Below are 21,895 nucleotides of genomic sequence, written 5' to 3'. Positions count from 1 at the left end.
AATTAAATCTTGCCTTATCGATATAAAAAGATGAAAGTTAAAAACGCTTTCATCTTTTTTATATTGTACGCATGCACGCAATTGAACCTTGTTTTTATTTAATGCTATAATTTAAGTGAAGATACATATTATTAAAGGGGAGCGAATCTAAATGTCAGTAAGAATTGAACATGATACTTTCGGTGAAATTGAAGTGCCAGCAGATAAATATTGGGGTGCTCAAACACAACGAAGTAAACAAAACTTTCCAGTAGGTAAAGAAAAAATGCCTATCGAAGTGATATATGGCTTTGCGCAATTAAAACGTGGTGCAGCATTAGCAAATCATGCATTAGGCAAGTTGAGTGACGCAAAAAAAGAAGCGATTGTGTATGCATGTGACCGTATTTTAAATGGTGAATTAGATGAACATTTTCCATTAGTTGTGTGGCAAACTGGAAGCGGAACACAAAGTAACATGAACGTCAATGAAGTAGTGAGTTATGTCGCAAACGCGTATTTAAAAGAACAAGGTATGGATGAACATATTCATCCTAACGATGATGTAAATAAATCTCAAAGCTCTAATGATACATTTCCGACTGCGATGCACGTTGCTTTATATCATGAAATTGAATCTAAATTGGAACCAGCTTTAAAACGTTTACGTGACACATTCTATAAAAAAGAATCTGAATTTAAAAACATCATAAAAATTGGCCGTACCCATCTTCAGGATGCAACGCCGATAACATTAGGGCAAGAGATTAGTGGATGGCGCTATATGTTAGATGTATGTGAACAACTGCTCACAGAGTCTAAAAAGCATATTCTTAATTTAGCCATTGGAGGTACAGCAGTAGGTACAGGTATTAATGCACATCCAGAATTTGGCGACAAAGTGGCGCATTACATTTCACAAAATACAGGCTATCCATTTGTATCTTCTGAAAATAAATTCCATGCATTAACAGCACATGATGAAGTCGTCCAATTACATGGTTCTTTGAAAGCGTTAGCTGGAGATTTAATGAAAATTGCTAATGACATTCGTTGGTTGGCATCAGGTCCGCGTGCAGGGCTTGCGGAAATTTCAATTCCAGAAAATGAACCAGGTTCATCAATTATGCCTGGGAAAGTGAACCCTACACAATGTGAAATGTTAACAATGGTTGCAGCACAAGTAATGGGTAATGATGCTGTAGTAGGCTTTTCCAGTTCACAAGGTAATTTTGAACTTAATGTATTTAAACCTGTCATCTTGCACAATACGTTACAATCCATTTATTTACTAGCTGATGGTATGAATACATTTAATGACAATTGTGCTGTAGGTATTGAACCGATTGAAGACAATATTGATCGTTATTTAAATCGTTCATTAATGCTTGTAACTGCATTGAACCCTCACATCGGGTATGAAAATGCGGCATCAATTGCTAAAAAAGCGCACAAAGAAGGCTTAACGTTAAAAGAAGCAGCAATTCAATCTGGTCACTTAACTGAAGAACAATTTAATGCGTGGATTAAACCCGAAGATATGGTACATCCGAAGTAATTAAGGAGGATTTTTGCAGCAATGGAACGAAATGGTTTAATCGATATCGGATCGAATACGATTCGTTTAGTAATTTTCCAATATAACCAAGAAACCGGACTCAATGAAATTCAAAATATTAAAACACCAGCGAGACTAAGTCAATATTTAGACGATAAACATAAGATGTCTGACGAAGGAATTAAAGTTTTAACTGAAGCATTACACAGTTTTAAAAAAGTGGCAGATAAATTTAAAGTCGACAATTTATTTCCTATTGCTACTGCTGCCATTCGCCAATCTACGAATAAAAAAGAGATATTGAAACACGTTAAGAAAAAAGTGGGGCTCGAAATTATTTTAATTCCAGAAGAAGATGAGGTTTTTTATGGGTCTTATGCAGTAACACATACGACAGGCATCAATCATGGTATTACAGTAGATATCGGTGGTGGGTCTACTGAACTCACGTATTTTGAGAACCGTAGAATTAAACAAGCTACAAGTTTTCCATTTGGCGTTGTTACACTTTCAAGAATGTTCTTTGAAAATAAGGATCATAATGACAAAGATGCGATTAAGAAAATGGAAAAATTTTTGAAAAATGAATTCGGGAAATTGGATTGGATAAATAACCAACACGTTCCTTTAATTGGTATAGGTGGTTCAGCACGAAACTGTGCACGTATTCATCAATCTACACATCAATATCCTATTGCAGGTGTGCATGGCTATACGATGACATTTGAAGGATTGAAAGAAGTGTATCAACTGTTGAAAAAAACATCACGAGATGACTTAACAACTTTAGATGGGTTAAGTCGTGATCGTGCTGATATCATTTTACCAGCTGTTGCTGTATTTAATACATTGTACGACATGATTGATGCCAGTGCATTTACGTTTTCACGTAAAGGTATTCGAGAAGGCTTTATCATGAATCAAATCGCGAACGCCTATCCTGGCGAGTTTTCAAGACATCACGTGCGACAAGATGCTTTAAAACATCTAGCAAACGAATATCATATCGAACAAAGTGGTGCGAAACAACGTGTCAAACTTGCATCGTCATTATTTGATCAAATTTCTAAATTTAGAGCACTTGATATTAATGACGCGCTTCAACAGTTGTTTTTAGAAGCTGCTTACCTTTATTATCTTGGTAAGTTCATAGATTCAGATTCTAGTTCTCAACATACGTATTATTTAATTGCCAATTCAAGTATTAATGGGTTAACACACAAAGAACGCGTCACACTCGCTTTACTCGCAAGCTTTAAAAATAAAACGTTATTGAAATTTTACAGTGACGAAACAGGATGGTTCGCTTCAGAGGAATTAAGTGATATTCAAACGTTAGGTGGCATTGTAAAATTTGTCAATGCGATGAATATTTCTAATACAAATACAGTGAATCGCATGACATTGACAAAAGATAAAGACGGTTTCCAACTCGATGTCTATTATCGCGGGGAACCAATTGCTGAAGCATACCAAACACTTCGTCAGAAAAAGCATTTAGAGAAAGTGCTAAAAGACGACGTTAAAATTAACTTTACTAAATCTTAACCGTGGCTCTATGTTTACCGGAAAGCATGTTATGTTATTCTAAAATTAAGTATGAAAAGACCTTTGGGATTTATTAATGAGGTGAAGTGAACAAGTGACAAATAAGAATACTAATTTAGACATTAATCACCCAAGTTACTACAATAACAGGGAAGTCAGCTGGTTAGATTTTAATTATCGCGTACTTCAAGAAGCATGCGATACATCAAATCCACTGTTAGAACAACTTAATTTTATCGCAATTGGAAGTTCAAACTTGGATGAATTTTTTATGGTTCGAGTGGCAGGGTTAAAAGATCAAGTTAAAATGGGATTTGATAAGCCTGAAAATAAAACACAAATGACACCGACAGAACAACTAGCTGAGATTGAAAAGAAAAACCGTAAAAATGTAGCGTTTCAATACCAACGATATAACGAACTCATCGAAGCATTAAAAGACCATGATGTATACGTCAGTCAACCTGAAGATTTGAGTGAAACGTTAATTGAACGTTTAGAAACCATTTTCTTAAATGAAATTCTACCTACATTAACACCGTTAGGTATAGATGCATATCGTCCGTTTCCAAAACTAAATAATAAAACATTAAATATTTTTGTGGATATCGATACAGGTAATGAAATTAATTCTGCAATTGTACAAATACCGGCATTATTAAAACGTTTTATTTCCATTAATGAAGGCAATAAACATTATATTATTTTGATTGAGGATTTAATTAGTTACTTTATGGGGCATTTATTTAAAGGATACGAAATTCTAAATACGTATACATTCCGTATCACCCGAAATGCTGATTTAACAATTCATGAGGATGGCGCAGAAGATTTACTTATTGAAATAGAGCGCTTTCTAAAAGAACGTAAAAGTGGTGCGGCAGTTCGCCTAGAAATAGATAATCGTTCACATCCTGAGAATAATTTAGATTGGTTAACTGATATTTTAGAGTTAGATGAAGCGGATGTGTATTTAACAGATGGACCATTAGATTTAACGATGGTTTTCGCATTAGTAGATCATTTATCTAACAAATTAAAAGATTTAAAATATCCACGTTATACGCCTCAATTACCGCAATCTTTGGGGAATAATAATATATTTGATTTGGCAATGAAACGTGATATTTTCTTCCATCATCCATATGAATCTTTTGATCCAATCGTTGACTTTATTAAAGAAGCTTCAGAAGATCCTGATACGATTGCGATTAAGCAGACTTTATATCGAGTGAGCAGTGATTCACCTATTATTGAAGCACTTAAAAACGCTGCTGAAAATGGAAAGCAAGTAACAGTATTGGTTGAATTGAAAGCGCGATTTGATGAAGAAAATAATGTGCATTGGGCACGTATGTTAGAGGAAGCAGGGTGTCATGTCATGTATGGCATGACACATTTAAAAACACACAGTAAAATCACATTAATCATTAAGCGTATTCAAGGACAGCTCGTACCATTTGTGCATCTCGGTACAGGTAACTACAATGATAAAACAGCGAAATTGTATACAGATATGGGTATTATCACTACAAACAGTGATATTGGAAAAGATGCGATGAGTTTCTTCAACTATTTAAGCGGTTACTCAATCAAACCGGATTATCATCAATTAAACGTATCACCCTATGAAATTCGCGATTTATTTATTGAACGTATCGATGAAGAAGTACAGAGCCATTTGAAATATGGAAATGGCAAAATGATGATGAAAATGAATTCACTTACTGATAAAGCATTAATTAAAAAATTATTTGAAGCCTCTCAAGCAGGTGTGAAGATTAAACTCATCATTCGCGGTATTTGTTGTTTGAAACCAGGTATTCCAGGTGTGAGTGACAATATCGAAGTTGTGAGTATCGTAGGGCGCTTATTAGAACATTCTCGTATTTATTATTTTTATAATAATGGTGATGAAAAAGTGTATTTATCATCAGCCGATATGATGACTCGTAATATGATCAAACGCGTCGAAATCTTATTCCCTGTGTTGAACCAAAAAATCGCAAGACGCCTTGTTGCTTACCTAGAATTACAGTTAAACGATAATCAAAAAGGACGTTATCAAGATCGTTATGGGGAATATCATTACGTTCAAAATGACCAAGCACCGCTTAATTCACAAGAAGCACTTATGGATGAAGCCATCACATATGGTGTGAATTTAAAAAAAGAAAATATCGTAGAAACTGGACAACCCGTGAGACCTAAGTCCAACTGGGTAAATCGGTTTAAAAAGAAATTTAATAGAAAATAAAAAAGCATCTGTCATGGATTTTCATGACAGATGTTTTTTAAGGTTTGATATCATCTAATGACACATTGATTTCACGTTGTAAAATAGGATGTTTAAAGCGCACTTGATAACTTTCAAGTTTAAGTTGTCGTAACTTAGAATGCCCGTATAAAGGGTCACCAATTACAGGATAGCCTAATGCTGCTAAATGTACTCTAATTTGATGCGTACGGCCAGTATCAAGTTTGAGATGGACTTCACACACACCTTCTTTAAGTAATTTAGAATCTAAAATATGAGTAATCGCACGTTGACCTGTTGGTGAAATGCGACGTTTATTTGGGTGAAATTTGTCTTTACCAATTGGCTGATCAATTGTTTGAGGTTTCAATGGTAAAAGACTATTGACTTCTGCGCGGTAAATACGATGTATGTCGTTATCCTCTAACATACGATCTAAGATTTTCTTAACAATCGGATGCTTCGCAACAATTAATAAGCCTACCGTTTCTTGATCCAAACGGTGAATAGGTTCGACATAATCAACATTTAACGTATAAATAACATGATTCATCAACGTATTACTTTCTTTTAAGTCATTCGGATGTGTTTTCACACCTTTTGGTTTATAGACTACTGCTAAATAATCATCTTCATAAGCAATATGCGCATATCGGTAACTTGGGACATATTGACTTTGTTCAATAGGTAAAGGAAGAACAACCTCATCTCCGCTTTTCACTATATGATTAAGCGTTGTCATTTCATCATTTACTAAAATTTCTTTAGACATGTTCAGTAAATGTAAATCTTTTTTAGGTAATTTTAAAGCTTTAAATATCTCTCTTAAACGCATTTGATCAAACGGTTCTGCTACAGTAAATTTCATAATAGCCTCCTTATCTCAACTATCATACCATATTTAAGTGGGATGTATTTTACATTTTTAAGTTTATTAAAGCATCTCTTTAAAATCACGCACTTTTAAATAAACGATAAACATTTGCATTTTGCGAGACAATTATTCACGTGTATACTATGAGATAAGTGAAACTTTGGAGTGATCATATGGAGAAACCAACACGCCTTGCATTATTAAAAGAAATAGCTGAATTTTTGAACGAAGAAACAGAATTAGAACCTATGTTACATGGCGCGCTTAAGTCTCTAATTCAAGGTAGTGATTTTACGACAGGTTGGGTATTTTTTATTGATGAGAATGGGGCGCATACTTTAGAAGCAGATTATGAATTACCGCGTGCTTTGACAAGTCATGACTGTAAATATATGACAGAAGGTCCTTGTTGGTGTGTCCAATCGTATCATAATAAAAAATTAACGAAAGCTTCTAATATTATTAATTGCTCAAGAATTAATTTGGCAAGTCAAGAGTTCAAAGATGATACAGAAGATATAACCCACCATGCTACGGTGCCGTTACGTTCTGGGAATGAACAATTTGGATTATTGAATGTCGCCACACCTCATACGACACATTATTCTGATGAAGATTTGGAATTACTAGAATCAGTCGCATTTCAAATTGGTTCAGCAATAAAGCGCATCTATTTAACAGATCAAGAAAAAGAGGCTGCTTTAATTAATGAACGTAATCGACTTGCACGAGATTTACACGATTCAGTCAATCAAATGTTGTTTTCTTTGAAATTAACTGCACATGCGGCGGGACAGATGTCTTATGAGCCGACTTCAAAAAAGGCTTTTTATCAAATTGAACAAACGAGCCAAAACGCTGTCAATGAAATGCGCGCATTAATCTGGCAATTGAAACCTGTTGGCTTAGAACAAGGTCTCGTTCATGCCATTAAACAATATGCGCAATTGATCCACATAGATGTTGATATTAAAGTTCATGGTTTAATTGATTTAGACCGTAAAGTAGAAGTACATGCGTATCGAATCATCCAAGAGGCAATGAATAATAGTAAGAAGCATGCGAATGTCGCCATTGTATATGTAGATTTAAATCAAAGTAGTGAACGACTTGCTGTTCAAATTTATGATAAAGGTGAAGGGTTCAATCCCCGTAACATTGATGACAAAGGACAACACGGTTTATCACATATAAAACAGCGAGTAGCCTTATTAAATGGACACTTTACAATTGATGGCACGCAAGGCGTTAAAATTAATATTGAAATTCCACTACACCGAAAAGGAAGTGAGTAAATGAAATCTATTGCACTGGTAGATGATCATTATATCGTAAGACAAGGTTTGGAATTTTTGATTGCTACTAAGGATGATTTTCAAGTTGTCGGGAGTTATGGACGAGGCAAAGACTTACTTTCGGCGTTACAAACAAACGAAATCAATCCTCAATTAATTCTTGTTGACTTAGTAATGCCAGAAATGAACGGGATTGAATTAATTCATGAAATCAAAAAAAGCTACCCACATATAAAAGTATTGGTACTTACAAGCTATGTAGATGATGAACACGTCATGTCTGCTTTAGAAGAGGGGGCAGATGGCTATCAAATGAAAGATGTTGAAGCGGAACAATTGATTAGTGCTATTGATCAAGTGATTGCTGGTGCACGTGTTGTTCATAAAGAAGCGGAAGCCGTAATGAATAACGTAGTGACTAAACCGCATCATGTGAATAAATTGTCAAAACGAGAAACAGAAGTGTTGAAAGAAATGGTTAAAGGCAAAACCAATAAAGAAATTGCGGCACATTTATTTGTTTCAGAAAAAACCATTAAAACGCATGTCAGTCATATTTTTAATAAATTACAAGTATCAGACCGGACTCAAGCAGCGATTTATGCAATGGAAAATAACCTAATTTAAACACGATATATTGAAGAATGAGACGACTCAAACATGACAATGATCGTCTCATTTTTTATTGTCCAATAATGTGCTATGGTTTAAAAAAGTGAAGATGATGGTAAAACGTACTATTAATGAACAGTGAGAGAAAGTTTGTATTTACCATCAGTTTTTATAAATTGTTCGACATACGGTTTACAGTTTAATTAATAATTCAGATTGATTATTTACATTCAAAGCAAGTACTTTGTAAATCATTTTCTTGAGGTGTAATATAACAATATTATCGTATTAAAGACTTCAAAGTGTAACATTAAATCTCGCTTAAATATTAAATTTCATGATATCTTTTTACGTCCATAAATGATATGATACTCAATGCTGCTATAAATTAGGGAGAATTAAGGGATATATTGGAGGAATTTATTTGAAGAAAAAAGTTAAACAAAGACATAGTATTCGCAAATATAAAGCAGGGGCATCATCAGTATTATTAGGACTTTTCGTCTTTTTTGGACTCATTACTGAGGAAAAAGTTAGTGCTGCAGAAATATTACCTGGCCAAAGTGAAACAAGTAAAAAGAAAAAAGAAGGGGCATCACCAGATTCTAGTGACACGTCAACTTCTAGTTCTGGAAGTGCAACAACAACATCTATTGTTGATCAAACAACGACCGATTCGAATGTAAATACCACGAACGTATCTGGTAATCAAGTGGCGATGTATCCAACTCCGCCTAACAGTGACGTAACCTCCACGACAACAACACCTACAAACACAGCGGCTACTGATGCTACTGTAATGAACAATGACACGACGTCAAGTACAACAACGACATCATCTTCAAGTTCATCTATGGATACTACACCTCAAACAACATCTACAGAAAACAATGTAACAACAGATACCACAACAACGTCTACACCATCAGCAGAAACGACAACTACAACGCAATCACCTACAGAATCAACACCTTCACAACAAACATCTACAACAACGACAACTTCAACACCAGACACATCCAACTCAACAACGACTTCATCATCAACAAATTCAACGGCAACAACTGGTTCAAACATTACTAATAATGTTCAAATTATTTCTTCATCAATTGAAGGAAAAAATACAGTAAATCCACACAATGCAGAGCGCGTCACACTAAAATATGATTGGAAATTTCCAGATGGAATGAAACAAGGAGATTACTTCGACTTTGTTTTATCCAATAATGTCAATACATCAGGAATTTCTACAGCTCGAAAATTACCTGACATTTTAAATGGATCTTTAGTAATGGCCACAGGTCAACTTATCGATAATAATACAATTCGTTATACTTTTACGGATTATATTAACAATAAAGTTAATGTAACAGGGAATTTAAGTTTAAACTTATTTATCGACCCTAAAGTGGTGACAAGCGAAGGGAATCAAACAATTACAGCTACACTGAATGGACAAACAACATCAAAAGAAGTGGTTATAGATTACCTTGAAGGTGTTAATTTAAGAGGCGTTAATATTAATGGTTCTATTGAATATTTAGACAAAAATACAAATACGTTTAAACATATTGCGTATGTAAATCCTAGTCAAAGCACTATTTATAACTCTAGATTAGCGGGTAATATTACTAGTGGTGCGCCTACAACAACACAACCTAATGTTAAAATCTACGAATATTTAAGTAACAATCCTCTGAATCAAAGTGTATACGTTAATACATCTGATACAAGTTTATTTAAAGATGTAACAGATGCTTTTAAAAATAATTTAACTATAAATAGTGGTGGATATTACGTAGATTTAAATGAACTCACTAAAACGTATGTGGTTACGTATGAAGGCCAATATTCTAACAACGCAAATGAACTTAACTTTAGAACGGAATTAGCTGGTTATCCATCTACTTACCCATATTATTACACGTCTGTAAAATGGGATAACGGCGTAGTATTTTACAGCAATAAAGGTACTGGTAATGGTATTGATCAACCAATAATTGAGTCGAATAATTTTGTGTTTACTGAAGACACAGGTACTGGTGCCATAAGTGGACAATATGATGGACCAATGGTTGAAGTAGAAGAAGATCCGTTAACTATTAGTTTTGATTCAGTTCCAGAAACTGTGAGTGGCTCAAATGAAACGGTTGTAGAGGAATATGAAGATAGTGCGCCAATTCAATTTGAAGAAAATACAACGCCGGATGGTATGACTGGGGCGCAAGAAACAGTAACTGAAGAATTTGCTGATAGTGCACCTATCGAGTTCGAAGAGAACACATTGCCAGATAATGTGACAGGATCTTATGCAGGTGCTGTAGAATTTTATGAAGATACAAATATTGTTGATTATGTTGAGGACACGACGCCAGAAGGTATGACTGGAACTAATACAGGCGTAACAGAAGAAATCGAAGAAAGCAACGTGGTAGATTACGTTGAAGACACAACACCAGAAGGTATGACAGGATCGAACACAGGTGTAACGGAAGAAATAGAAGAAAGTAACGTCGTAGATTATGTTGAAGACACGACGCCAGAAGGTATGACAGGAACGAACACAGGTGTAACAGAAGAGATCGAAGAAAGCAACGTGGTAGATTACGTTGAAGACACGACGCCAGAAGGCATGACTGGAATAAACACAGGTGTAACGGAAGAAATAGAAGAAAGCAACGTGGTAGATTACATTGAAGACACGACACCAGAAGGTATGACAGGATCCAACATAGGTGTAATGGAAGAGATCGAAGAAAGTAATGTGGTAGATTATGTTGAGGACACGACGCCAGAAGGCATGACAGGATCGAACACAGGTGTAACGGAAGAGATCGAAGAAAACGACGTGGTAGAATATGTTGAAGACACAACACCAGAAGGTATGACAGGATCGAACACAGGTGTAACGGAAGAAATCGAAGAAAACGACGTTGTAGAAGATTCACCTGTAGAACCAATTATCACACTGCCTTCATTTAACCTTAGAAACATTATTCAATTTAATCCAATTACACGCATTACTGGAATTGGTTCTATCAATTTAAACCGTGTGAATCATTTTAATGTTCCTAAATTTAATCATGAAGTTAATGTAGATGTACCTGAGCCTGAAGTTACAACAGAGGTTAAGATAAACGAGGACCCAACGGTATCTATTGAAAATGAACCAGAATTAAACGAGGTTACTTCTGAAAACAATGTGAGTGATGCTTTAGAAACGCTAGAAGAGGATCGCGTCACTGCAGATACGCTAGAGACAGAACCTAAGACGGAAGATAAATCAGAAACACAACCTTCAAATGAATTGAAAGATGAGGGCACGGCGTCTGAAGATGTAAAAGAAGAGACAACGCTTCAACCTCAAAAGATGAATCAGACAACAAACAATGCGAATCCATCGCCATCGACGTCTTTAAACAACCATATTAAAGCTGGTCAAGGTACAACGAATACGAAGCATGACACTATAACTTCTACAAACAAAATGAAAGATCAAACGGTGTTAGTACAAAATGAAGTATCACATAGTAACACTAAACAAAACTTAACTGCCAATAACACTACGACATCTCAAGAAGCAACAACGCATGATAACGCCAAAGATCAATCACAACCACAACGTTCTGAGTCCTTACCAGAAACAGGTCAATCAACGCAACAAACTGGTATATGGGCCATCGTAATGGCATTATTAGGTATGGTGTTCGCATTTAGACGTCGTAAGCAAAAAGATAAAGAATAAATATAAATAAAGTTAGAGCGTAAACCCATAAATAAGTAAAAGCCCTAAAGTTCAATTTACGAACTTTAGGGCTTATTTTATGATATATGAGGTTCAATATGGACAATTGTCTCCACTTCACCAAGATGTTGTTGTAATTCAGTTTCAATGCGGTCTGAGATTTCATGACTTTCAATCACATTGAGTTGCGGATTCACTGATATTGTAACATCTATAAAAGACATTACACCGTGACTCCGTGCTTTAATATCTCTAATTTCATAGATACCATTAATTTGTGAAATAATAGTGTAAATTTCATCTAACGCATCTTCATCATAACCATCTGTAAGTGTAATTGCTGTCTCTTTAAATATATCGATGCTTGTTTTCATGATAAGTAAACCAATAATAATAGCGGCAATGGTATCTAACATTGGGACGCCCATATAAACGCCAATAACTCCAATGACCGTACCTATAGAGACTAAAGCATCAGATAAATTGTCATAGCTCGCCGCTTTTAAGGCACTGCTATTGACACGTCTAGACAGGTTTCGATTATAGATAAAGACCATAAACATTACAAGTGCTGATATTAAGCCCACGATGACTGCAGAATGACTCGGTTCATGAAAAGAGCGTTCATAAAAATGACGAATACCCGTCGTGATAACTTGAATACTCACCGCAAACATAATAAAAGCGGCGATCAACGATGCAATAAATTCTGAGCGATAATGTCCATAAGGGTGATTTTTATCGACTGGTTTTTGTGAAATATATAATGCAATCAAGATTGCCACAGAGCTGATTACATCGGTCGCGTTATTAATACCATCTGCGGTTAAACCATGACTATTAGCTATCCAACCATATAAAATTTTCAAAATAGTTAAAGCAGTGTAGGTCACAATACTTAAATAAGCACCCTTTTTTGCTTGAGAAAGTTTATATTCTATTTGCACTTTCAACACTCCAAAATGTAACGTTCTATCATTATCCTACTAAAATCATTTAATTGCTAGTTTTTTATTTAAAGCAAGGCAAGATAATCTGAAAATAAGTGTATCATTACACTAAAAGAATTCTATTATCCTCCTAACCTTAAGAATATCATAAATTATCTAAAAACAATGTTAAAATATCTTAAATATAGTATTTAGCACTATTTATTTTTAATTTTAGGTGTTATGGTCTATGTAAGCAGTACTTTTTTTTAGCAGAAGAAATTCATAAAAATTTTTTAAATTGGAGGAAAGTCGAATGAACAACGAGATTAAACACACGCATAGTATTCGAAAATACAACATTGGTGCCGCATCTGTCGTTTTAGGGATGATCATCTTTTTAGGAAATATAGGTTCCGGTGATGCCCAAGCATCAGAGTCTGACAAAGATATTCAGAAATCATCAAATCCGAATACAGAAATGCATACAAATTTAAAAAATAACAATATCACACAGCCCGCTTTAAACACGTCAGCTCAAACTGACAAAAGTACGCAACATCAACCTTCATCAGAATTAAAATCACCAAAAACAGTGGATCAAGCAACTCAATCCACTCACGCAAATATAGACAAAACAACACCAAAAGTAAATCCGCAAGATCATCATCAATCAACAAAACCAAGTAAAACACCATCGCCACAAACACCTAAAAATAACCAAGTTAATCCACCAAAAGCGAAAGAAAATGTTATCGATGCATTAAAACAGACAAAACCTGTTAAAGATATTAGAAACATTACGTCTAAAGTGAAAGTACAATCTGCGGAAATTAAAGAAGTGCATCAAGCAAATACTGATAAGAAGAATTTAAAACATATCAACCCACATAAAGGTGATAAACTTAAATTAAAATATCAATGGAAATTAGGGAAAGACGTTAAATCTGGAGATTATGTAGATATTCATTTATCTGACAATGTTAATACTAAAGGTGTTGTAGATAATCGTGTCCTTCCGAATATTAAAGAAGGTACGCATACAGTGGCAGTTGGTAAATTAGTTGATAACCATAAATTACGTTATACGTTTACAGATTATGTGAATCAACGTACAAATATTAACGTCTCTTTAAACTTAGATTTATATATTAATCGTCAAAATGTTTTAAATGATAGTAAACAAACAGTAATGGCAACGTTAGGAAATTTAAAAACTGAGCGCCAAATTAATGTAACTTATGATCAAGGCGCATCACAACATGGTGTAAAAGTGAATGGTACATTCAGCCATATCAACCCGGAAAAGAAAACGTTTGAACATATTACATATGTAACAAGTCAAACGGAAAAAGCAAAAAGTGGTTTGGTATCAGCAATGTTGGTACACGGTCAAGATTTAAAAGGTAAAACGTCAGTGAAAGTCTATGAATATATTGGTAAAGGATTAGTAAACCAAAGTTTAACTATTAATCCTCGTAATCAAAGCATGTTCAAAGATGTCACGTATCTTTTTGATAAAATGTTATTTACGAATTCGCATGGTTATCATCTTGAAGCAACACCATTAAACAGACAATATTTAATTGTGTTTAATGGTACATTTAATGAAAACGCCGATTCAATTAAATTTGATACGCAATTACTTGGCTTCAAGAATCCGTTAACAGAAGAAAAAGTTGCTCATGTTGGATGGAGCAATCAAATAAAAGTGTTCAAAGACAACGTTACTGGAAGCGGAACAGCAATTTCAGCGCTTAAAGATTCTAAAATGGATGAAGATAAAGAAAAACCTAAAGGTGAAGACAAACCTCAAATTCAACCAAAACCTGAGGATAACAATAAAATGAAACCACAGGATCAAAATAAACCACCCAAAGATAAAAATGACGTACCAAAGCCTAAAGATGAGATGAAAAAACCAACACCTGAAAAACAACCAGACCATCAAATCAAACCGGAACAAGATAAAGATCATATGATGAAAAAACATCCACAACCGAACGTTCCGAAACCGATGCCAATGCCTAAAGAAGAAAAACAAGAACAACCTAAAGGCCCTAAAATGATACAAGACCGTCATCAAATGACGCCTCCTACAACAGGAGAGCAACCTATGATGAAAAATCATAAACGTACGCATGAAATGTCCCAAAAGAAAGCACAACAAAATGATAAACATATGAAATCAATGTTGCCTGAAACAGGACAGACGACGTCTACAGAAACAACAACATTATTTGGTACATTGTTAGCAATTTTAGGATTAACAGCATTTGTCACATGCCGTAAAGAGAATAAGAATTAATAACTGTTTTACAGAAGGCTACTATACTCAATATACATCCCAGCATATCTATAAAAGCCTTACTATGTAATCAACTTCCTCCTCTATTTTCAATATATAGAGGGGGATTTTTAATGGACATTTAAAATAAATAACTATAATATTATATAATAGTTAAATGTTTATTGGAGACTTGAGGTGATTCAAATGTTAAAAACATTAATAATTTTAACAATAGTGTGGGTTGTCTACAGTCTGTTTAAATTAATATATATAAGTATGTGTAAAGTGTTAAAAAAGTTTAAGTACTTTCAAAATAATAATATGGTTCAAAATGGTTTATTAAGTGCAAATCAAAAATTTAATGTTGGAGATATCGTTATGATAGTTCTCATGACATATATGATATATAAAGCTATTTAAAATGAACAACGATGAAAAGGCAAAAGGTGAAGAAAATGAAGAAAGCAATTTTTGATTGGACCATTTCAGTCTTATTAGCAATTCTAACAGTATTTTTAGTGATGAAATTTTTATTCGTCACATATAACGTAAGTGGTTTGTCAATGTACCCTACATTTAATGACAAAGATAGAGTGATTGTTAGTAAAATCTCTAAAACATTCAATCATATCGAACGTGGTGATGTAATCGTCTTTCATCAACGACAAAACCAAGATTTTATTAAAAGGGTAATTGCGAAAGAAGGGGATACAGTAGCTTATAAAAATGATGTACTGTATATCAATAATAAAGAAGTTAACGAACCTTATTTGCGTTCTAACAAAATAAATAAAATGGGAATCCAATTAACGAATGATTTTTCATTAAAAGATATTAATGGCACAAAGGGAGGAACTATTCCCAAAGATCATTTTTTAGTGCTCGGTGATAACCGAGAAAACAGTGTGGACAGTAGAGACAAAAGTGTAGGATTGATTCAAAATGATCAAATTGTAGGTAAAGTTATTTTGAGATTTTTACCTTTAGATGCATGGCGTCATAATTTCACTTAATCAAGCACTGAAGTCTGTAATAGCGAAAAAGAAAGTTTTAATAAGAGAGCCTTAATTATTTTATATGAATAACGATAATTTGTAGTTCACGTTTTAGTAATGCTTAATCAAATTTATATTGCTCTTTTGCTAATTTTCTGATTATAATAAGTTTATTAGGAAAAGGGGGATATATTATGAAGTTTAAGGGTTTAACAATGAAGATTGTCATTGCCTTAATTTTGGGGATAGCATTGGGGTCACTTTTTAATTTTTTTGAAGGCCAACAATGGGTTAAGTTTATAGATAAATATTTTCTAAATGTAATCGGACAAATTTTCTTGAATTTAATTTTCATGCTTGTTGTACCAGTCGTATTTGTATCAATTGTACTTGGTGTAATTGGTGTGGGTGATCCTAAATTATTAGGTGGCATCGGATTAAAAACGATGGTATTCTTTTTAACAACGACAGCACTAGCAATTACGTTAGCAATGGTTTTAGCATTAATCGTTAAACCAGGTGCGGGCCATTCTGATTTATTGAAGAGCGAAGAAGTTGCGACGTATCAAAAGCAATTAGACAGTCAAAAAGCTGGTGCTGACTCACCAATGAATCAAACTTTTGATCAAACTTTAATCAATTTCTTCCCGAAAAATGCAGTACAAGCTATGACGGAAGGAAATATGCTTCAAATCATCACATTTGCTATCTTTATCGGTATCGGAATTATGATGGTGGGTGAAAAAGGTAAAATTGTACATAAATTCTTTGAACAATTTAATGAAGTGCTGATGTACATTATTTCAATGATAATGAATGTATTCGCGCCAATCGGTACATTTGGTTTGGTCGCACATGCCTTTACTGAAGCAGGGTTTGGCGCAATACGACAACTTGGATTGTACTTTGTAGTCGTTCTCGCTGCATTATTCATTCATTTCTTTGTTGTATATGGTGGTGCGATTAAATTCTTAGCTCGTAAAAGTCCAATGGAATTTTTCAAAGGTTTTTTACCAGCAATTACGGTAGGATTTGGTGGCTCAAGCTCAAATGCCGCATTACCTGTCTCGATGGAATGTACAAAACGTATGGGTGTACGTCCTGAAATTGCGTCCTTTGTACAACCTCTAGGTGCAACAATTAACATGGACGGTACAGCAATCATGCAAGGTGTTGCGACGATATTCATTGCCCAGTTAATGGGTGCAGATTTAACATTACTTCAATTAATTACCGTAGTTGCAATTGCAGTTATTGCGTCTGTAGGTACTGCTGGTGTTCCTGGAGTAGGTCTTATCATGTTAGCGATGGTTTTAACAGCTGTTGGGTTAAATCCTGCTGCAATAGGTATCATTTTAGGTATTGATCGCTTGTTAGATATGACTCGTACAGCGGTTAACATCACAGGTGATGCAGCATGTGCAGTAATTTTATCAGAACGTGAAGGACGAAAATTAAAAGGTAATATGCATGTAGAATAATAAATATAGTAAACGCGTTGTCTCACATAGAGATAACGCGTTTTTTACTTATTAAACCGATGAATAAGCCATTTATATAATAGAGACATCAAAGAAAATACAACTAAGGGTAATAGACAATAGGCAGTTACAACCAATGGATGAGCAGTCACCTTAAAAATAACGAAATACAATAGGAATAAAAAGATAGAAATTAACAAGCCAACCAAAGGTAAATAATGAAAATAAATGTTTAAATTTCTTAAAAATTGATGATTCAATGTAACCGCCTCCACTCATTTTTGGTAATATATTATGTAAGATTACACGTGAAGTTCGTAAAAACTCTTAAATTAATGCAAGGTTTAATTAATAATTAAGGTATATTTTAGGTTATTTGGAGATATAACTCAATGTTAAACCGGAGTTAAGTTACATTTAATATTTAGGCATTGCAAAACATAATTCTGCATCATATACTTACTCAGGTGTAAATAGCTAAGTGCAAAAACTACTTTACTCAAAGTAGTTCTTTTTTTTGCATTTTTGTATCTACATAAAACTAAATGAACTTACAAGGAGACATTTTTATGATAAATAAACAAAGGTATGGAATTAGAAAATATAAAATAGGTGCAGCTTCAATTGCATTGGGGACAATGGTCGTTATTGGCGTCAATGAAAACAACGAAGCACATGCATCTGAAATACAAATGCAACATTCAAGTAATGAATCTTCAGAAAGCAATGTGCAGAACAATGCAGAACCACAACAACATAATGCTCCTGTAGAAACTTTAAAAGAAACACTTGTAGATACAAATCAAAAAATAAATGATGAACAAATACAGCAACCTATTCAACAAAATGAAGAAGAATGTTCAATCAGAAGAAATAGCTGAAAGAACAGAAACAATCATTCAAGATACAAATAGTAATACTTCTAAGCAAGAAGTAGATAAAAATAAAAAGGTTGTTATCCCTGAGCCTGAAACGACAACTGAAATTAATCAACCTAATGCTGTTACAGCACCTAAAGTAAATAGTGTTGACAAAATTAGAAGTTCTAATAATTTACAACGAACTGCTTTAAATGTAAATAAAGATGCTGGTAAAGATGTTTCTGAAAAAGTAGAAGTTATTAAAAGAGCAATAACTACTAAGGATAAAAGTAAAAAAGTAAATCCTCACCAAGCTGGACGAATTACGGTTGATTATGAATTAATAATAGGTGATGATATCAAAAAAGATGATTATTTTGATATTAAGTTTAGTGAAAATGTAGATACTAATGGAGTTGGTTCTTATAAGGAGATGCCTGAAATAAAAGATGGTGGTCACGTTATAGCAACTAGTATTAGAATGAGCAATGGAGACGTTCGATATAAATTTACGGAATATGTAATTGGAACTGAATATGTCAAAGTTAAATTAAGTATCAATCTATTTTTCAAAACCTCAGTTGTATTAAAAGGCAGTAAGCAAAAAGTTACATCTACAATTGGTGATAATTCGATTGACAATGAATTTGATGTTGAGTATTTAAAAGAAAAAAAAGATAAAAATATGTCAATTAACGGAAACATTGATAAACTTGACAAAGAAAACGGTAACATTACACACGTAACTTCTGTTAACACAGATAGTAAAAATTTAAATCATGTAGTAATTACTGGGAAACTTAGTGTAGGAGAAGTTAGTAAAAATAATATACCAAAAATAACAATTTATGAGTATACTGGAAGCGGAGCCTTATCTGAAAGTGGCTATTTTAATGAAAAAGATGGTAATTTTAAAGACGTGACTGCTTTAGTTAATGCAGCAAATGTAATAAGTTTGAATGAAAATGGATCTTTCACTATTTTTATTCAAAGCTTGAATAGTAAACCTTATATAATTAAATATGAAGCAAAGTATGATATAAAATCACAAAATTTAAATTTTCAAACTCAAATGTGTATAAATTACGACCTTAATTGGCTAACTTTAAATAATGAAGTAGAGTTTTATAAAAATAGTGCTTCAGGAGCAGGTAAATTTATTCCTATTATAGATGGTGGAAGAGTTGTGGATATAACTACTGATTCACCAATTATTGTTAAAGGTGAAAATAATGTTGATTTTGAATTTGAAATTGAAGAAACTATCGTTGAGAGCATTATAGGTAATAATAATGATGGTATTTTAGAAATAATAGAGGATAGTAAGCCCGATGTTATTACTGGTGAAAATTCAACGGATGAGATTATTGAAATAGAAGATTCTAATCCAGGCGGTGGGAAAGTAGATTACAACACAAATATTATAGATATCGATGAGGACAGTAATTTTGGTGAGGAAGATATTTATCATAATACAGATATCATTGACTTTGATGAAGATACCGCAACAGGCGTTGTAACTGGAGCGATTTCAGACCATACAACGATTGAAGATACGATGGAGTATACGAAAGATAATAATTTAATTGAACTCGTTGATGATAACACGTTACCTCCAGCTATTACCGGTGAGGCTGAAGGCCCAATTATTGAAATTGATGAAAATCATAAAGTAGAAATCATTGATATTACTATGCCAATTGGAGAAGAAGGCAGAATTAAAGGTAAAATCGAAGAAACTGTTGAAAATAACGTCATCGATTTTGATACAGAATCAGGATCTGGTACGATTCATGGAAATATTACTGGTATCGTTGAAGAAATTGATGATAATCACGTTATTGATATTGAGCATGGTTTAGATTCCGAAAATGGCTCAATAGACATTAATGATACTGTGGAAGACACAATGATTGATAAACCTAGCATAGATAATCGTACTGAAAATCCAGTTATTATAGTTGAAAATACAATACCTAAGAATAATGGTTCGGTGAAAGGTATTATAGAAGAATTGGATATTACTAAAGTAGTATCACCAGTCATTGTACAAAAAGATAAAAAGAATATGCCTCAAGCGACAAAAAATGAAAATGTTGGTGTTGAAAAGAAAGCGCGCATAGGAAACGTTGCATCTCAAAAGAATAAAGATTTAATAATTAAAGATGAGAGAAAGATAAAATATAACTCAAACTCACAAGGATGTGATTCAGGTCGCGCTTGTGTAGTGAATGTTAAACCTAATTTCGAACCTATTTCTACTGTACCTCATACCTCTAATGATTCAGAAACACAACTTGAAACTTTACCTAATACTGGTCAAAATAATAACGAACAAGCGGTAGTATTTGGTGGCTTACTAAGTCTTTTAGGATTATCACTATTAAGAAGAAAAGGTAAAAAGACAATAGAGTAAAGTCATAAAGTAGGTAAAAAACAACCTTCTATACAGAGAATGGTGTTCAATGTACGTATTTCTTATTATAAAAACATCATGATTTTTATTATAAATATATAAATTTAATGAAAGTGTATGTGATATTAGCTAAAAAAATGTAAATTTCTCCAAAAATCTTTTTGACTACTCACGCACAATTATATATATTATTTAATAAGATAACAGCTTAGAAAGGACAATAAGATGAAGCATTTGACATATAAATATTTATTAGTTGTTTTATTACTAACTATGGGATTTTTTAGTGCATGTGATAACAAAGAGAAAAAACATGAAATTATTGCTTACGTAGACTTTAAATGTCCGCATTGTAAAAAATTTGATGAAAATATTATGTCTAAAATATCAAAATCGTATATAGATACTGATAAAGCGACAGTGACCTATGTTAATGCTGCATTGTTAGGAGATGAATCTCAATTAGGTTCAGCTGCGTCTCATGCAGTTAAAGATATGGCACCTGAAAAATATTTAGAATTCAAAAGTGCTATCTTTAAACATCAAGGTCCTATTAGTGAAATGTGGTTAACTGAAGCGTTTTTAGATAAAGAAATTGATAAATTGAAATTAAATGAAAAAGTGACACGATTGATCAAGAAGGCATATAAAGATAAAGATAGCCAAGCTTGGAAAGATATGAAAGCAGATCAAAAGAGAATTGAAAAAGAAAAGATTGAAGAAATACCATCTATAAAAATTGATGGTAAACTAGCTAAAAATGTTCACGATTATGAACATATTCAATCATTGTTAAATAAATAACATAATTGTTTTAGGATAAACGTGACCTAAGAATTAAATCTTATATGAAATATATGACGTCGACAAGGTGAATACTTTGTCGGCTTTTTTAAATTCTAAATTGAAATATTAGTAACGTTAAATATGAGAAAATTAGCAGTAACTAAGCTGCTTAAGAATAAATTAAGAAGTATTTTATACAATAATTAGATATAGAATATTGTTAATAAATACTTAAGATGAATTTAATTTTATAATATTGCAAAACAAAAA

The 21,895-nt window shown here is 33.3% G+C and carries 14 protein-coding genes; 12 read left to right on the top strand and 2 right to left on the bottom strand.

The features are described from left to right. The first annotated feature begins 151 nt into the window (after positions 1 to 151). The 3 genes from fumC to GJE18_RS07500 all read left to right on the top strand — a co-directional run bounded on the left by fumC (position 152) and on the right by GJE18_RS07500 (position 5,342). Positions 152 to 1,537 (top strand): class II fumarate hydratase, encoded by a 1,386-nt coding sequence (gene fumC, locus GJE18_RS07510; protein WP_060551397.1) that lies wholly within the window; start codon positions 152 to 154, stop codon positions 1,535 to 1,537. 21 nt (positions 1,538 to 1,558) lie between these two features. Beyond that, positions 1,559 to 3,085, top strand: a complete 1,527-nt coding sequence (gene ppx / locus GJE18_RS07505) for an exopolyphosphatase (protein WP_165886127.1) — start codon at positions 1,559 to 1,561, stop codon at positions 3,083 to 3,085. A 94-nt stretch (positions 3,086 to 3,179) separates the two neighbouring features. Beyond that, positions 3,180 to 5,342, top strand: coding sequence for an RNA degradosome polyphosphate kinase (locus GJE18_RS07500; protein WP_107368907.1), 2,163 nt, complete (start codon positions 3,180 to 3,182; stop codon positions 5,340 to 5,342). Positions 5,343 to 5,379: 37 nt separating this feature from the next. Here the strand turns inward: GJE18_RS07500 and GJE18_RS07495 are convergent, their stop codons facing one another. After that, positions 5,380 to 6,210: an RluA family pseudouridine synthase gene (locus tag GJE18_RS07495; protein ID WP_165886126.1), complete on the bottom strand. Its 831-nt coding sequence runs from the start codon at positions 6,208 to 6,210 to the stop codon at positions 5,380 to 5,382. 179 nt (positions 6,211 to 6,389) lie between these two features. Between GJE18_RS07495 and GJE18_RS07490 the strand changes: the two genes are divergently transcribed. From GJE18_RS07490 to GJE18_RS07480, 3 genes are all read left to right on the top strand, one after another. Beyond that, complete coding sequence (locus GJE18_RS07490; RefSeq protein WP_107368908.1) at positions 6,390 to 7,511, top strand: GAF domain-containing sensor histidine kinase; 1,122 nt, start codon at positions 6,390 to 6,392, stop codon at positions 7,509 to 7,511. Next, positions 7,512 to 8,138 (top strand): response regulator, encoded by a 627-nt coding sequence (locus GJE18_RS07485; RefSeq protein ID WP_107368909.1) that lies wholly within the window; start codon positions 7,512 to 7,514, stop codon positions 8,136 to 8,138. It begins immediately after the preceding gene. A gap of 409 nt (positions 8,139 to 8,547) precedes the next feature. Continuing rightward, positions 8,548 to 11,868, top strand: coding sequence for a fibrinogen-binding adhesin SdrG C-terminal domain-containing protein (locus GJE18_RS07480; protein WP_165886125.1), 3,321 nt, complete (start codon positions 8,548 to 8,550; stop codon positions 11,866 to 11,868). A gap of 77 nt (positions 11,869 to 11,945) precedes the next feature. Here GJE18_RS07480 and GJE18_RS07475 read toward each other — a convergent pair whose 3' ends face one another. Next, entirely contained in the window at positions 11,946 to 12,815 is an 870-nt protein-coding gene (locus GJE18_RS07475) for a cation diffusion facilitator family transporter (protein WP_060551390.1), read from the bottom strand. A 298-nt stretch (positions 12,816 to 13,113) separates the two neighbouring features. On the opposite strand from GJE18_RS07475, the gene GJE18_RS07470 reads away from it, so the two are divergent. The 6 genes from GJE18_RS07470 (at position 13,114) to GJE18_RS07445 (ending at position 21,643) form a co-directional block, all read left to right on the top strand. After that, on the top strand, positions 13,114 to 15,105 hold the full coding sequence (locus GJE18_RS07470; RefSeq protein WP_107369020.1) for an Ig-like domain-containing protein: 1,992 nt from the start codon (positions 13,114 to 13,116) through the stop codon (positions 15,103 to 15,105). A 437-nt stretch (positions 15,106 to 15,542) separates the two neighbouring features. Next, positions 15,543 to 16,100 carry a signal peptidase I gene (gene lepB, locus GJE18_RS07465; protein ID WP_105996404.1) on the top strand — a complete coding sequence of 186 codons (558 nt, stop codon included), beginning with the start codon at positions 15,543 to 15,545 and terminating at the stop codon, positions 16,098 to 16,100. Positions 16,101 to 16,276: 176 nt separating this feature from the next. Next, the gene (locus GJE18_RS07460) at positions 16,277 to 17,563 is read left to right on the top strand and encodes a dicarboxylate/amino acid:cation symporter (protein WP_060551386.1); all 1,287 of its coding nucleotides are present in this window, start codon (positions 16,277 to 16,279) and stop codon (positions 17,561 to 17,563) included. Between the two features lie 569 nt (positions 17,564 to 18,132). After that, entirely contained in the window at positions 18,133 to 18,444 is a 312-nt protein-coding gene (locus GJE18_RS07455; protein ID WP_060551385.1) for a YSIRK-type signal peptide-containing protein, read from the top strand. Further along, positions 18,410 to 20,839: a fibrinogen-binding adhesin SdrG C-terminal domain-containing protein gene (locus tag GJE18_RS07450; RefSeq protein ID WP_165804963.1), complete on the top strand. Its 2,430-nt coding sequence runs from the start codon at positions 18,410 to 18,412 to the stop codon at positions 20,837 to 20,839. Before GJE18_RS07455 ends, GJE18_RS07450 begins: the two co-directional genes overlap by 35 nt. Before the next feature lie 225 nt (positions 20,840 to 21,064). Continuing rightward, complete coding sequence (locus GJE18_RS07445; protein WP_060551382.1) at positions 21,065 to 21,643, top strand: DsbA family protein; 579 nt, start codon at positions 21,065 to 21,067, stop codon at positions 21,641 to 21,643. Positions 21,644 to 21,895: the final 252 nt, after the last annotated feature.

The sequence above is a fragment of the Staphylococcus agnetis genome (assembly GCF_011466855.1).
In the GTDB taxonomy this organism is placed as follows: domain Bacteria; phylum Bacillota; class Bacilli; order Staphylococcales; family Staphylococcaceae; genus Staphylococcus; species Staphylococcus agnetis.
This window is presented reverse-complemented; position numbering and strand designations above follow the sequence as displayed.

Bases quoted from the DNA above. Each gene is read 5' to 3' on its own strand.
- fumC (WP_060551397.1), top strand. From the start codon at position 152: ATGTCAGTAAGAATTGAACATGATACTTTCGGTGAAATTGAAGTGCCA.
- ppx (WP_165886127.1), top strand. From the start codon at position 1,559: ATGGAACGAAATGGTTTAATCGATATCGGATCGAATACGATTCGTTTA.
- GJE18_RS07495 (WP_165886126.1), bottom strand. From the start codon at position 6,210: ATGAAATTTACTGTAGCAGAACCGTTTGATCAAATGCGTTTAAGAGAG.
- GJE18_RS07490 (WP_107368908.1), top strand. From the start codon at position 6,390: ATGGAGAAACCAACACGCCTTGCATTATTAAAAGAAATAGCTGAATTT.
- GJE18_RS07485 (WP_107368909.1), top strand. From the start codon at position 7,512: ATGAAATCTATTGCACTGGTAGATGATCATTATATCGTAAGACAAGGT.
- GJE18_RS07470 (WP_107369020.1), top strand. From the start codon at position 13,114: ATGAACAACGAGATTAAACACACGCATAGTATTCGAAAATACAACATT.
- lepB (WP_105996404.1), top strand. From the start codon at position 15,543: ATGAAGAAAGCAATTTTTGATTGGACCATTTCAGTCTTATTAGCAATT.
- GJE18_RS07460 (WP_060551386.1), top strand. From the start codon at position 16,277: ATGAAGTTTAAGGGTTTAACAATGAAGATTGTCATTGCCTTAATTTTG.
- GJE18_RS07455 (WP_060551385.1), top strand. From the start codon at position 18,133: ATGATAAATAAACAAAGGTATGGAATTAGAAAATATAAAATAGGTGCA.
- GJE18_RS07450 (WP_165804963.1), top strand. From the start codon at position 18,410: ATGAAGAAGAATGTTCAATCAGAAGAAATAGCTGAAAGAACAGAAACA.
- GJE18_RS07445 (WP_060551382.1), top strand. From the start codon at position 21,065: ATGAAGCATTTGACATATAAATATTTATTAGTTGTTTTATTACTAACT.